Source organism: Streptomyces sp. NPDC002669 (assembly GCF_042889165.1).
Lineage (GTDB): Bacteria > Actinomycetota > Actinomycetes > Streptomycetales > Streptomycetaceae > Streptomyces.
The window spans coordinates 1-12,405 of sequence record NZ_JBIAQQ010000037.1; the positions used below are offsets into that span (position 1 = coordinate 1).

Below are 12,405 nucleotides of genomic sequence, written 5' to 3' on the forward strand. Positions count from 1 at the left end.
TCTCCGCCCCCGTCATTGGTGACCGCGCCACCCGCGATCACACACACCACGTCGTCCCCGTCCGCGACCGCGTCCACCAGCCGCTTCAGCACGACAAGACCGCCGCCCTCACCCCGCACATAACCATTCGCCCGCTCGTCGAACACATACGCCCGACCATCCGGCGACAGCCCACCGAACTTCGACACCGCCACCGACGACTCCGGCGCCAGCATCAGGTTCACACCACCCGCCAACGCGAGCGACACCTCACCCCTGCGCAGCGCCTGGCACGCCTGGTGGACCGCCACCAGCGAGGACGACTGACCCGAGTCCACCACCCATGACGGGCCGCGCAGGCCCAATGCGTACGACACCCGGTTGGCGATCACGCTCCGCGCCAGACCCGTCGAGGTGAACGCCCCGATCCCCTCCACACCGGCCCGCCGCGACAACGCCGCGTAGTCATCGGCCATCGCCCCCACGAACACACCGGCCGGGGTGCCGGAAAGCTTTCCCGGTACCAGCCCGGCGTTCTCGCACGCCTCCCAGGCCAGTTCGAGCACCAGCCGTTGCTGCGGATCCATCGCCGCCGCCTCGCGCGGCGAGATCCCGAAGAAACGCGCGTCGAACCCGTCAACCCGCGACAGGAACCCGGCACGCCGCGCCACCGCCTTCCCGACCGCCGCCGGATCCGTGTCGTGGAACGCCTCCACGTCCCAACGGTCGGCGGGCACCTCACCGATCGCGTCACCGCCCGCGACCAGGAGGTCCCAGAAGGCTTCCGGGCTTTCCCCGCCCGGAAAACGGCACGCCAGACCCACCACTGCGATCGGTTCGTTCTGCGGCATGTCAGATTCAGAAAGCACGATGCCCGGTCTCCGTTTCATCAACACGCAGAAATCACACGCTGGGTGGAGTTCCCGCGCCTACGCCCACCATCCGGTCGGCCACCCTCACAAGCAGGGCTAAAGCCCTTCTTGCGGGCTGCTGAGCCGGGTTCCGGTCACGACCGGAGGGGGGCGGATTCACAGGGGTCGAATTCGAGGTCCAACGGCAGGTCCCGCCGCCGGGTTATGTGCAACTTGCGGTAGATCCTGGTGAGATGTTGTTCGACGGTGCTGGTGGATATGAAGAGTTCGGCCGCGATCTCGCGGTTCGTGTATCCGGCCGAGGCCAGCGCGGCGACCTTCCGTTCCGATTCGCTCAGCCGGTCGGCCTTCTCCGCACCGACCGCGCCGACCGTGCCGCGTGCGGGGCCCGGTGCGCCGGGATCCTGGCCCGGCAGGATCTCCTCGCACAGCGGCGCCGCCCCGCAGTCGGCGGCCAGCCCCCAGGCGCGTCGCACCACGGAGCCGGCGCGCGTTCCCTCGCCCAGCGTCTGAAAGCCCCGGCCCAGGTCCGCCAGGGCCCGTGCCAGTTCCAACCGGTCGCCGCTGCCCCGGAGTTCGGCGACCGCACGGGTCAGCAGCCGGGTTCGTTCACGGGGCGCCTCGGTGGCCGCCCTGAGGCGCAGTGCGACACCACGCAGCCGTGGTCCCGTCGCGTCGGGCAGGGCCAGGTGCTCGGCGATCAGTTCCGCGGCCTCCTGGTGTCTGCCCAGTCGCAGCAGCGCCTCGGCGGCATCGGTGCGCCAGGGGTGTTGGCGCGGCCGGTCCAGGCCCCATCGCCGGGCGAGCCGGCCCAGGTCGAGGAATTCGCCCAGCGCCGCCTCCGTCCGCCGGGTGGCCAGGAAGTACTGTCCGCGGGCGCGCAGCAGGGGCAGTGCGTGGACCGTCGCCAGGGTCCGTTCCGGTATCAACGGTTCGAGGTGCCGTGCCGCTTCGTCGTACCGGCCCATGTCGGTGAGCGCCATGACGAGAACGGCGACCGGCGCGGACCGGAAGTGGCCGCCTCGGCCGGTGATCGCCCGAATCGCCGCGGTCGCCTCCCGTTCGGCGCCCGCGAGGTCGCCCAGGCGCAGCAGTGCCTCGCCGTGCAGGGTGCCGTACATGGCCTGGAGTCCGGGTGCCCGGTGCCGGGTGGTCCGTTCCTGGAGGCGTCGGCACCAGTCGGCGGCCCTGCGCGGCTGGTCGGCGTGGATGAGTGTCCGTACGGCCTGGGCCAGGGCTTCGTGGGTGCCCTGGGCGGCCGGGGCGCCTTCGAGGAAGTGCCCGGCGTCCTGCGCGTCGTCCTGGTGGCCGGGGTGGGTCCACAGCGCCGCGCAGGCGTTCAGGTGTTCTCCGCCGGGCGGAGCGGGGGAACTCCCGTCCGGCGGAAGCGCGAAGAGTTCCCGCAGCACATCGGCCCCTGTGGCGCGGCCCGTGGCGTCGATCCCTGCGGCACGGGCCGGGCCATCGGCGCCCGTCCTCGTACTGCTCGCAGCACTGCTCGGGGCATCGGCACCCGTCGCGCGGCGCAGGGCCTCGGCGCCCTCCTCGATGCGTCCCTGGGCGACGAGGAGTCTCGCGAGGTGCCCGGCGGTGGCGGTGCCGAGCCGTCCGGCGCGCAGCGCGGCGAGCGGTGCCGCCAGGTGCTGTTCCGCTGCTGCGGGGCTCAACCTCCATGTGATGGCAGCGAGTTGGAGCATGATCTCGCTGCGGGTGTGTTCGTCCGGGTCGGTCGCACAGGATGCGTGGGCGAGTTGCAGACAGGCGGCGGCCCGCTCGGGTTCGTCGACCGCCATGGCTTGTTGTGCCGCCTCGCGGAGTACGGGTACGACCCAGCCGCGGTCGGAACCGTCGAGGTCGTCGCAGCCTCCGGAACCATCTGAAGCCCCGGGCTCTCCTGAACCTCCGGACCCTCCTGTTCTCCCGGAGCCCCGGGAGCCGTCGATGCCGCCGCAGGCCCGCAGGCTGTCGGCGATGACGGCTGCTTCGGCCCGGGACTCGTGGAGGACGCGGGCCACCCGACGGTGCAGTGCTTCGCGTTCCCCCGGGTCCATGGCGTCCAGCACCGCCGCCGCTGTCGCGGCGTGCCGCAGCCGGTCGCCGAGGACGAGGCCCGCGGCCCGGAGCGCGGTCAGGGTGCGGTCGGTCTCGGTCGGTGTCGTGCGGAGCACGCGCGCGACGCGTGCCGTGGTCGCGCCGTCCCCGAGGGCCGCGAGCGCCCGGGCCAGGTGCGGGGCGGTCGCGCCGCAGCGTTCCAGGCAGGTGAGGACGGCGCGCGAGAAGGGGCCGCCCGGCTCGGGGACGTGTCCGGGCTCGGCGAGCAGGGCGCGCAGCAGCAGCGGGTTCCCGCCGCCGGCGAGGTACAGGCCGTCGGTCACGGCGGGGGCGGTCGGCTCGCCGGTGTGCCGACGTACCAGTGCCGCGGTCGCGGCACGGTCCAGGGGGCCGACGCGCATCCTCGTGCACGCGGGGTGTTTCAGCAGTTCGGTGGCGAGTCCGGCGTCGTGGTACGGCGCGTCGGTCGCGGCGAGCACGAGCAGCAGGCCGCCGTCCCGGGCCGTGTGGGAGGTGGTGCGCACCCATGCGGTCAGCCGGCCGAGGGACGCGGCGTCCGCGTGGTGGATGTCGTCGAGGCAGACGACCACGGGGGTCCGCTCGGGAACGTCGTCGAGCGCGGTGGTGAGGTCCGTGGGGCAGTCCGGGTACGCGGCGTGCACGGTCGTGACGCCGTGGCGGTGCGCGGTGTCGGCGCAGTACCGCAACAGGGCGGACTTGCCGCAGCCCACGGCGCCCTCCACCAGCACGATGCCGGTGCCGCCCCGCCCGCAGGCGGTCAGCGCGTCGTCGAGCTGCGTCCGTTCGGCGTCTCGGCTCAGCAGCGTCATGAGCAGCAGGCTATGTACGTTCCGGGCGGGTGGGGGCCGGGGAGCGGTGGCCACAACCTGCGGGGCAGCAAGTTCGCCCCGCGCCCCTCGCGGCCGGGAAAGGGTGCCCCTCGCGGCCGGGAAGGGCCGCCCCCTCAGCCGGGGAGGACGACGCGCGGGACGGTACGGGGGTGGCCCGGCGTGCGCCACTCCCGGGGGTAGCCGACCGACACCTCCTCGAAGCGCACGCCGTCGTACCAGCTGGTGCGGGGGATGTGCAGATGGCCGTAGACGACGGTCCGGGAGCGGAAGCGCAGGTGCCAGTCGGCGGTGCGCGCGGTGCCGCACCACTGGGCGAATTCGGGGTGGCGCAGGATCCTGGTCGGCTCGCGCACCAGCGGGAAGTGGTTGACCAGTACGGTCGGCAGCTCGGGGTCGACGGCCAGGAGCCGTTGCTCGGTGGCGGCGACCCGCTCGCGGCACCACGCCTCGCGGCTCGGGTGCGGGTCGGGGTGCAGGAGGAATTCGTCCGAGCAGACGACGCCGCTCCGGTACGCCTGGGCCAGCGACTCCTCCTTGTTCCGGGCCGTTCCGGTGCGGAAGGTGTAGTCGTACAGCAGGAACAGCGGGGCGACGAGCACGGGTCCGCCGGGGCCGTGCCACACGGGGTAGGGGTCCTCCGGGGTGACGACGCCCGCGGCCCGGCAGAGCGACACCAGGTGCCGGTACCGCTCCTCGCCCCGCAGCTGCACCGGGTCGTCGGGCGGGGTCCACAGTTCGTGGTTCCCCGGGGTCCAGAGCACTTTGGCGAAGCGTTCGCTCAGCAGCCGCACCGCCCATTCGATGTCCGCCACCAGCTCGCCGATGTCACCGGCGACGATCAGCCAGTCCTGATCGGTGGTGCTCCGCAGCCCTTCGACGAGAAGGCGGTTCTCGGGGTAACCGACGTGCAGGTCACTGATGGCCAACAGCTTCCCGTGCGCCACGGGTTCAGTGGGCGGCGGGCTGGACGAGCGGGGCCAGGTCCTGGGCGATCGCCGCGGTGACGGCATCCTGTTGCGGGGTCAGGAAGAAGTGGCCGCCCGGGAAGCTGCGGAAGGTGAAGGGGCCGTTGGTGAACTTCCGCCAGGCCCTGGCCTGTTCCAGGGTGACGCGCGGGTCGGAGACTCCGGTGAGCACGCTCAGCGGGCAGTCGAGGGCGGGACCCTCCCCGTCCGGCCGGTAGCGGTAGGTCTCGATCGCCTCGAAGTCGGCGCGCATGGCGGGCAGGACCATGCGCAGGATCTCCTCGTCGGCGAGGACCCCGGGGTCGGTGCCCGAGAGGGTGCTCATCTCCGCGATCAGCGCCTCGTCCCCGCGGGTGTGCACGTTGTCCGCGGCGTAGCTGTCGGGGGCGCGCCGCCCCGAGACGATGAGGCCGCTGGGCGGCCGGCCCTCGCGCTCCATCCTGCGGGCCAGTTCGAAGCCGAGGATGCCGCCCATGCTGTGGCCGAAGAGGACCAGCGGGCGGTCGTCGCGGTGGAGGGCGAGCACCCGGTGGATCCGGTCGACCAGGGCGCTCACCGTCGTCAGCGGCGGTTCGTGCCGTCGGTCCTGGCGCCCCGGGTACTGGATCGTGAGCACGTCCGCGGTCGCCGCGAGGATCTGCGAGTAGCGGAAGAAGTAGGAGGCGGTACCACCGGCGTGCGGCAGACAGACGAGCCTGATCGGCTTCTCGGGAGCCGGGTGGAAGCGCCGGATCCACAGCTCTGCTTCGGTTTCGTGGATGCTCATGTACCGGGAAGTTAGCCCCGGCCGGTTAAGCGGAGCTTGTGCGCGCGACCGGGGCGTCGGTTGTCGTCGCCGGAGTCACCGGAGTCGGCGGAGCCGACCGCCGCCGCCCCTTCGGTCAGCCCTGCTTGCGGGACCGGGCCTGCGGGGACAGATGGCGGGCCAGCACGTCCAGGGCCTCGGTGACTTCCTTGAGCCCCTCGGCGTCGTCGCCGAGCGCGTCGGCCAGCGCGCCCTCGATGGAAGTCGCCCTGACCTGGGCCATCCGGTCGGAGGGGCGGGAGGACTGCCGGACCAAGAGGCGGCGGCGGTCGGCGGGGTCGGGGTTGGTGACCACGGCGCCGGCCTCCTTCAGCCGGGCCACCGCAGTGGAGACCTGGCTCTGCGGAAGGCCGGTACGGGCCGCGATCTCGCCGACCGCGCTGTCGGGGTGGGTGGCCAGATCGCTCACCACGATGAGGACCGAACGCACACCGCCTCCGTAGCGGGCGGCACCGCCCTCGGGCTCGGGCATCGCGCCCTCCCCGATCTTCATGAGAGTGCGTCCCAGCAAGAACAGCTCGACTCCGTCCATGCCACCACGTTACATCGCGTTCGATGCATCTTCCAGAGATGCATCTGCCAAAGATGCATCCCCCGAAGATGCATCTTCTTCAATACATCTATCTTGATGCATCGAAGAAGATGGGTTACCTTCGGAGCAGACGCCGGGACACCGGCCATCGACGGACGAAGGAGACGGTCGTGCTCAAGTGGCGCGGGAACCCCTGGGCAGTCCTGGTGACGCTCTCGCTCGGGTTCTTCATGACCCTGCTGGACCTGACGATCGTGAACATCGCGATCCCCGACATGATCAACGGCCTGGGAGCCTCGCTCGACCAGACCCTGTGGGTGGTGAGCGCCTACGCGCTGGCGCTCTCCGTACTGCTGATCACCGCGAGCCGGCTCGGCGACATGCGCGGCCCGCGCAACCTGTTCGCCGCGGGCCTGGTCGTCTTCACCCTGGCCAGCATCGCCTGCGGATTCGCCCCGAACGCGGCGGCCCTGATCGCCGCCCGCGGAGTGCAGGGGCTGGGCGCCGCCCTCCTCGTACCCCAGACAATGACCCTGATCATTTCCGTCTTCCCGGCTTCACGACGCGGCTCCGCACTGGGCATCTGGGGCACGGTCGCGGGCCTGGCCACCCTGTCCGGGCCGACCCTCGGGGGCATGCTGGTCTCGGCCGTGGGCTGGCGCTGGATCTTCCTGGTGAACGTGCCGATCGGAATCGCCGCGCTCGTCCTCACCTTCCTGATCGTCCCCGACATCCGCCCCGCCCGTACCCACCGCTTCGACCTGATGGGCGTCCTCCTCGCCACCGCCACCCTGTTCTGCCTGGCGTTCGGTCTCCAGGAGGGCGAGCGCTACCACTGGGGTCCGGGCATCTGGGCGCTGCTCGCCGCGGCCGCGGCCCTGGCCGTCGGGTTCCTGCTGCACCAGCGCGGCCGGCAGGACCGTGAGCCGCTCGTGCCCTTCGCGCTCTTCAAGGACCGCAACTTCACCGTGATGACCGTGCTGGTCGGTCTCGTCTCGATCGCCATGCTGGGGCTGGTGCTGCCCTTCAACCTCTACCTCCAGTCCGTCCTGCACATGAGCGCGATGAAGGCGGGCCTGGTGCTGGCCCCCTCCTCCCTGGTGTCGATGGCCCTCGGCCCGTTCGCCGGGCGCATGTCCGACCGGATCGGCGGCAAGTACCTGCTGATCACCGGCCTGGCCCTGTACGCGTCCGGCATCCTCGCCATCGCCCTGATCGCGGGCCCCGCGACCTCCTGGTACGCCTTCGTCCCCGCCACCCTGCTCACCGGGCTCGGCGTCGGATGCATCGTCGCCCCGATGTCCACCGAGGCCATGCGCAACGTGCCGCCCCGGCTCGCCGGGGCCGCCTCCGGCGTCAACAACACCGTCCGCCAGATCGGTTCGGTCATCGGCGCCGCCGCGGTCGGCGCCCTCGTGCAGGGGCAGCTCTCCGCCGGGCTCTCGGCCGGCCAGAGCTACTCCACCGCCTTCCTCGCCACATTGCACAGCACGGTGGCCCTGCCCCTCGCGGTCCTGGTGGCCGGTCTGCTCGCCTGCCTCCTGATCCGCAACCACACCAAGTCCCGCACCCCCGCCACCGACACCGCCCCGACAACCGCCTCCGTCCCGGCCACGCCCGCCGCCACCGCCCCTCCGGTCGCCCCCGCCACCGCCCCTCCGGCCGGAGCCGATCTCCGCAGCGGCCAGACCGTCGGCGCCGCGGCGGCAGCGGGCCCGGCCGACCGGAAAACGCTCCGAACGTCCTGAACACTTTGAACGCTTTGAGCTCTTTAGACGGGCTTTAGAGCGACCACCGATCCTGCGCGCAGCGAAGCATCCCCTACTGCCAAGCCGAAGCACCGAGGACTTCCGAACAATCCGCACCTGCGCCGAAGGAGACGGCAGTCATGGAGAATCCCAACGTCATTCTCACCGGTGGCCCTACCTTCCTCATCCACGAGAAGGACCGCGTGCGCTACGTCGCGGACAGGGACTCCAAGGTGAAGGTACTTTCGGGCAACCGGTACGAGCACTTCGAGCCGACCGACGAGACCGTCGTCGAGGACGACCGGGAACTCCAGGTGTTCGCCTGGAGCGGCTGCACCTACGTCGCCGAGTAGACCGACGGAGAACGACCCACGAGGCAGGGGCCCGGCATCACGCCGGGCCGCTGCCTTTTCCGTCCTCGGCCCTTGCCTTTGGAGACCGCGCCCATCAACGGAACGGGGCCGCGGTGAAGTACTCCGGTCCAAGGGCGGGGAAGGCTAGCAAGGTCCATCGTCCCTCCGTAGCCCGTAGCCCGTAGCCCGTAGCCCGTAGCCCGTAGCCCGTAGGAGGCTCAACCGAGCGGACTGACAGATCGGACGTGCACCGAACGGCTCCCTGGAAGCTCCTCGATCGGAAGCCCGTCCGGTCGAACGAGCGCTCAGGGCCGACGGCTGAGGGCCGCGCCGAGTACAGCGATCCAGATCAGCAGCAAGGGCAGCGAAATGAATGCCACCGGGGTCAAGGCGGTGGACAGGAACAGGTAACCGATGCCGGAAACGGCGATCGTGACGGCGAGGGCCCAGCCGATGACGGCCTCCCCACGCCGCAACAGCGCGCTGTGCCCATGCCGCGAGGCCACGCAGGTGGCAGCGGCGAGCACCGCGAGGGCGAACATCTTGACACCGTCCGTCCGTTGGACCGCCTCGAAGAGTGCGCCGGTCCTGCCCGGTGATGCCGGATCGGCTCCCGATATCGCGATCAGTTCCAGGACGAGTTGCACACCTGCGAGCGCCCCCGCGCCCCATCCGGCCCATCCGGCCGCACGGGCTGTGGTGTCACCGGTGCGGCGGGCCCGGTCGCCCAGTCCCGATCCGACAACCAGCAGGCCGACGGCTGCCACGCCGTGGACGAGCAGCGCCTGGGCCATCGTCTGGACCGGTCGCTCGGCGTACATGGCCGTGATCCCGGCATCTGTGTCACCGACTTCGGGTGCGGCTCCCCACGCGACGGCGAGCCCGAGGACCCATGCGGCGGCGTGTACGTATCCGGCGGTGCGGGCGGCAGAACCGGGAACGGGTCCCTCGGCAATGGTGGTCATGCTGTGTCTCCTCGGGTCTTGTTCCGGATCGCCTGGGCGAACGCCTCGCAACCGGTGCGCCATGCGGAGTCCAGATCCGCCCCGGGCGGGAAACGGCCGTCGAGTTCGAGCACGACCATGCCGTGGGCGAAGGCCCAGAACGAGCGCGCGATGTCGATGTCGCCGTGCATCGCACGGGCCAGCGGCATTGCCGCGCGGTCCTCAAGTCCTTCGGGGAGCGCGGTGCGGGCGAGCGGCCGGCTGTGGGTGATGCGGTAGAGGTGCGGACCGGTGAGAGCGTGACGCCGGTAGGCGAGGGCGAGCACGAGCAGGGGCGGGTCGACGCCGATCCCGGCTTCGGCCGCCTCCAGGTCCTCCGCCAGGCGGATCATCCCCTGCGCCTGGAGCCCGGCCTCGACAGCGGCCTTGTCCGGGAAGTGCTTGTACAAGGAAGGCGCCCGGATGCCGACGCGCTCGGCGATGCGCCGCATCGACAACGCGTCCGGCCCCTCCGCGTCGAGCAGTTCCCGGGCGGCGACCATGATCTGCTGCGCGCGGTCAGCCACGGCGGGCCGTTCGCGCGATCGCGATGCGGCCGATCCGTCCGGCGCCGGAAGCCGCCGACGTCCCCGAGGAGATCACTGGTGCGCCCCACGCTCTTCGGAGGCACCGGGCAGGAGGCTGCCACGCGGGGTACTGGCTGCGGCAATGCTCACTGTGACCCTCTCGTATGACGACCGATCAACCCGGCTAACACCGTTAGCCTCGGACGCCAAATTATGACTGCCCGCGTCAGCCGTCAAGAAGGGGCGCCGGACTCCACCCCGTCGAGCCCGGGCGTTCACACGCCTTTCCGACTTGGCCTCAGCGGCCACGTGCCTTTCCCGCCTGGTCTCAGCGGCCGCAGCTGGACGGTTCGGCGAAGCCGGGGCCGGCCGTGAAGAGCGGTGGCCGCACGATCGGCCCAACGGTGCAGCCGGCCGGCACCACGAGCGGGATCCACCCACGGTTCACAGTCCGGTGGAGCATGCCGGGCGGGCGGATGCCGGCGAGCCGCGCCAGGTCCGGCAGCACGAAGAACACCAGCGCAGCGGCCGTGGTGGGCAAGCCGTACTTCTGGCTCTCGAAAACGGCGAACGCGGCCGGCAGTGACGCGAGAACGCCCCGGGCGATTCGCCGGGGCCGACTTCCGCCTCCCGTGCCGGTGTTGCGCAACGGAATTGCGGCATCCGGCAGTTCAGCGGTCACGCGCGGAGCGCACGCCGGGACGCGAAGCCGCCCGCCTCCCCCTTCCCCGTCACCGCGATCGGCACATCACCGCACGCAGATCCGAGCGGATCAGGACTTCAAGATCATCCCGCTGCCCTTTTGGCGGGTACTGGCGGGCGCCTCGGTCACGGCCCTGCTTCAGCACCGTCGCAGCAACGGCCCCGCTCAAACCCCGCTCAGCCCCTTCTCGAACCCCGGAAAAGGCCGGCAAAGGTCTGCAAGGTTCAGAAAGGGCCCGCTATCGCGTCTCGCGCAGCTTGAGGATGTACGTCGCGGTGAGCGCGACGGCATGGTCCTCGTCGTGCGACAGTTCCACGAGCGCACCTGCCGTCAGGTCCCCCGGGATGTCCGCGAGCGCCTGGGTCAGCCGTCGGCGTGCGGACGATCCCATGGTGTCGTGGGCGAGACGGCCGAGGAGCCCGGTGGCGATCCGGTCCGCCACCGCGGGGTCACCCGCCAGCGCGCCCAGCACGTCGGCCGCGTCGACGTCGTTCCGCTCCTCGACGATCATGTCGATGAGCGTCGGCACCACGTCGACCGCGCCGCGCGCCCCGAGCGCCAGGGCCGCGTACCCGCGGACCACGGCGTCGGAGTCCGTGAGGGCGTCGCGCAGCAGCACGGCCGTCCCCTCGTCCGGGAGTTCGGCGAGGGATTGGACGGCGCGCTTCCGCACCTCGGCCGAGGGTGAGCCGAGGCCCTCCGCCAGCAGCGCCGCCCCGTCCTCGCCCGACTGCGCCAGAGCCCAGCGGAGGGCTCCGGCGACGTTCGGGTCCGACTCGTCGAGCACGGCCTCGACCAGTGCCTCCACCGGTACGGGCACCTCATCGGCCGCGGACAGCGCCGCACGCTGCCGCGCCCCCGCGCTCTTCGACCCCAGCGCCTGGAGGAGGGCCACGGTCTGGAGGACGTCCTCCCAGCCGGCGGGTTCCGCGGCGTCGATCCGGCGCAGCCGCGTGAGCAGTTCCGTCTCCGCCGCGAGCCGTTCCCGCGTCTGCCGGATGAGGCCGTCGACCAGTTCCGCGGGGGCGAATCCGGGGTCGTCGAGCGCACGCCCGACCTCGCGCAGCGACAGCCCCAGCGACCGCAAGCTCTCGATGTGGAAGATCCGCCGGATGTCCTCGCCGGAGTACTCCCGGTAGCCGGAGTCGGTACGGCCCGTCGGCCGCACCAGGCCGAGCGATTCGTAATGCCTGAGCATGCGGGCGCTCACCCCGGCCCGTCGCGCGACGTCACCGATCAACACCGCCTACCGTTCCTCCTCCCGGCCGCCCCCGCCCAGGGCCACGACGCGCTTCGCCTCCTCGATCGCGAACTCGAATCCGGCGTCCGGGTCGCTCCACAGCCGTTCCGTGGCAATCGCGTGCGCGCGCACGCGGGGGCCGGGGTCCTCGGTCGCCGCGCCCAGGACCGGCAGCATCACTTCCCCGAGCGCGATCAGCGCCCGGCTGAGGCTCAGCTGCGTCTCGCGTTCGCCGCGCCCGAGCTGCGTCGCCAACACTACGGCCAGCTCGCGCTCCTCACCTTCGGGTACGAGCACGACCGCCGCCCGCCAGGCGGTCCGGGCCACCTCGTCGTCGGCGTCGGCCAGCAGCTCCGGCGTGATCACCGGCCACGCCTGCCGGTCCCCGATCTTGGACAGCGTGTGCAACGCCTGGCTCCGTGCCTGCGCGCCCCCCGCCCGGACTTCGTCGAGGAGCACCGGGACCGTCATCGACGCCGCGTGACGGGTGAGTGCCCACGTCAGCATCTCGCGTACGTAGAACTCGGGCTCGATCGCGCATCGCTCGACGAGCTTGCCGATGAACCCCGGGTCCGGGTGCGTGCCGACCGCCAGCGCCGCCTTCAGCCGGGTCGACGAGCTGTCGCTCTCCAGTCCCCGGAGCGCTCGCATCGTGTTCGTGTCCTCTTTCGGCATGATCATCGGGACCACCTCCTCGGCCACAGTGAAGACCTTGTCAACGTGTCAAGGTCAAGCCGGACCGGTCCGGAAGAAGACCCCGTACGGAACGAAGCGGACGAAAAATACGGGCTGGAG

The 12,405-nt window shown here is 71.4% G+C and carries 12 protein-coding genes; 2 read left to right on the plus strand and 10 right to left on the minus strand.

Going from position 1 to position 12,405, the window contains the following annotated elements; genetic code table 11:
• The 5 genes from ACFYW1_RS35010 to ACFYW1_RS35030 form a co-directional block, all read right to left on the minus strand.
• Positions 1-830 (minus strand): polyketide synthase (locus tag ACFYW1_RS35010; RefSeq protein WP_389002739.1); only part of this gene is annotated, 830 nt, incomplete at its 3' end.
• A gap of 155 nt (positions 831-985) precedes the next feature.
• The gene (locus tag ACFYW1_RS35015; protein WP_389002742.1) at positions 986-3,733 is read right to left on the minus strand and encodes a LuxR C-terminal-related transcriptional regulator; all 2,748 of its coding nucleotides are present in this window, start codon (positions 3,731-3,733) and stop codon (positions 986-988) included.
• A 134-nt stretch (positions 3,734-3,867) separates the two neighbouring features.
• Entirely contained in the window at positions 3,868-4,680 is an 813-nt protein-coding gene (locus ACFYW1_RS35020) for a metallophosphoesterase family protein (protein WP_389002906.1), read from the minus strand.
• 22 nt (positions 4,681-4,702) lie between these two features.
• Positions 4,703-5,485 carry a thioesterase II family protein gene (locus tag ACFYW1_RS35025; RefSeq protein ID WP_389002745.1) on the minus strand — a complete coding sequence of 261 codons (783 nt, stop codon included), beginning with the start codon at positions 5,483-5,485 and terminating at the stop codon, positions 4,703-4,705.
• A gap of 115 nt (positions 5,486-5,600) precedes the next feature.
• Entirely contained in the window at positions 5,601-6,056 is a 456-nt protein-coding gene (locus ACFYW1_RS35030; protein WP_283856462.1) for a MarR family transcriptional regulator, read from the minus strand.
• A 170-nt stretch (positions 6,057-6,226) separates the two neighbouring features.
• On the opposite strand from ACFYW1_RS35030, the gene ACFYW1_RS35035 reads away from it, so the two are divergent.
• Positions 6,227-7,804: a DHA2 family efflux MFS transporter permease subunit gene (locus tag ACFYW1_RS35035; RefSeq protein ID WP_389002749.1), complete on the plus strand. Its 1,578-nt coding sequence runs from the start codon at positions 6,227-6,229 to the stop codon at positions 7,802-7,804.
• Between the two features lie 140 nt (positions 7,805-7,944).
• A complete protein-coding gene (locus ACFYW1_RS35040) occupies positions 7,945-8,157 on the plus strand; it encodes a DUF5988 family protein (RefSeq protein WP_389002753.1) in 213 nt (70 codons plus the stop codon).
• 305 nt (positions 8,158-8,462) lie between these two features.
• On the opposite strand, the gene ACFYW1_RS35045 is transcribed toward ACFYW1_RS35040, so the two are convergent.
• From ACFYW1_RS35045 to ACFYW1_RS35065, 5 genes are all read right to left on the minus strand, one after another.
• Positions 8,463-9,122 (minus strand): hypothetical protein, encoded by a 660-nt coding sequence (locus ACFYW1_RS35045; protein WP_389002756.1) that lies wholly within the window; start codon positions 9,120-9,122, stop codon positions 8,463-8,465.
• On the minus strand, positions 9,119-9,643 hold the full coding sequence (locus ACFYW1_RS35050) for a TetR/AcrR family transcriptional regulator (protein WP_389002909.1): 525 nt from the start codon (positions 9,641-9,643) through the stop codon (positions 9,119-9,121). The genes ACFYW1_RS35045 and ACFYW1_RS35050 overlap by 4 nt, the downstream gene beginning before the upstream one ends.
• 352 nt (positions 9,644-9,995) lie before the next feature.
• Complete coding sequence (locus ACFYW1_RS35055; RefSeq protein WP_389002759.1) at positions 9,996-10,349, minus strand: hypothetical protein; 354 nt, start codon at positions 10,347-10,349, stop codon at positions 9,996-9,998.
• A gap of 259 nt (positions 10,350-10,608) precedes the next feature.
• Positions 10,609-11,613 (minus strand): HEAT repeat domain-containing protein, encoded by a 1,005-nt coding sequence (locus tag ACFYW1_RS35060; protein ID WP_389002762.1) that lies wholly within the window; start codon positions 11,611-11,613, stop codon positions 10,609-10,611.
• Positions 11,614-11,616: 3 nt separating this feature from the next.
• On the minus strand, positions 11,617-12,291 hold the full coding sequence (locus ACFYW1_RS35065) for a HEAT repeat domain-containing protein (protein ID WP_389002765.1): 675 nt from the start codon (positions 12,289-12,291) through the stop codon (positions 11,617-11,619).
• Between the last annotated feature and the right edge of the window lie 114 nt (positions 12,292-12,405).

Bases quoted from the DNA above. Each gene is read 5' to 3' on its own strand.
- ACFYW1_RS35040 (WP_389002753.1), top strand. From the start codon at position 7,945: ATGGAGAATCCCAACGTCATTCTCACCGGTGGCCCTACCTTCCTCATC.
- ACFYW1_RS35045 (WP_389002756.1), bottom strand. From the start codon at position 9,122: ATGACCACCATTGCCGAGGGACCCGTTCCCGGTTCTGCCGCCCGCACC.
- ACFYW1_RS35050 (WP_389002909.1), bottom strand. From the start codon at position 9,643: ATGGTCGCCGCCCGGGAACTGCTCGACGCGGAGGGGCCGGACGCGTTG.
- ACFYW1_RS35065 (WP_389002765.1), bottom strand. From the start codon at position 12,291: ATGATCATGCCGAAAGAGGACACGAACACGATGCGAGCGCTCCGGGGA.
- ACFYW1_RS35030 (WP_283856462.1), bottom strand. From the start codon at position 6,056: ATGGACGGAGTCGAGCTGTTCTTGCTGGGACGCACTCTCATGAAGATC.
- ACFYW1_RS35025 (WP_389002745.1), bottom strand. From the start codon at position 5,485: ATGAGCATCCACGAAACCGAAGCAGAGCTGTGGATCCGGCGCTTCCAC.
- ACFYW1_RS35015 (WP_389002742.1), bottom strand. From the start codon at position 3,733: ATGACGCTGCTGAGCCGAGACGCCGAACGGACGCAGCTCGACGACGCG.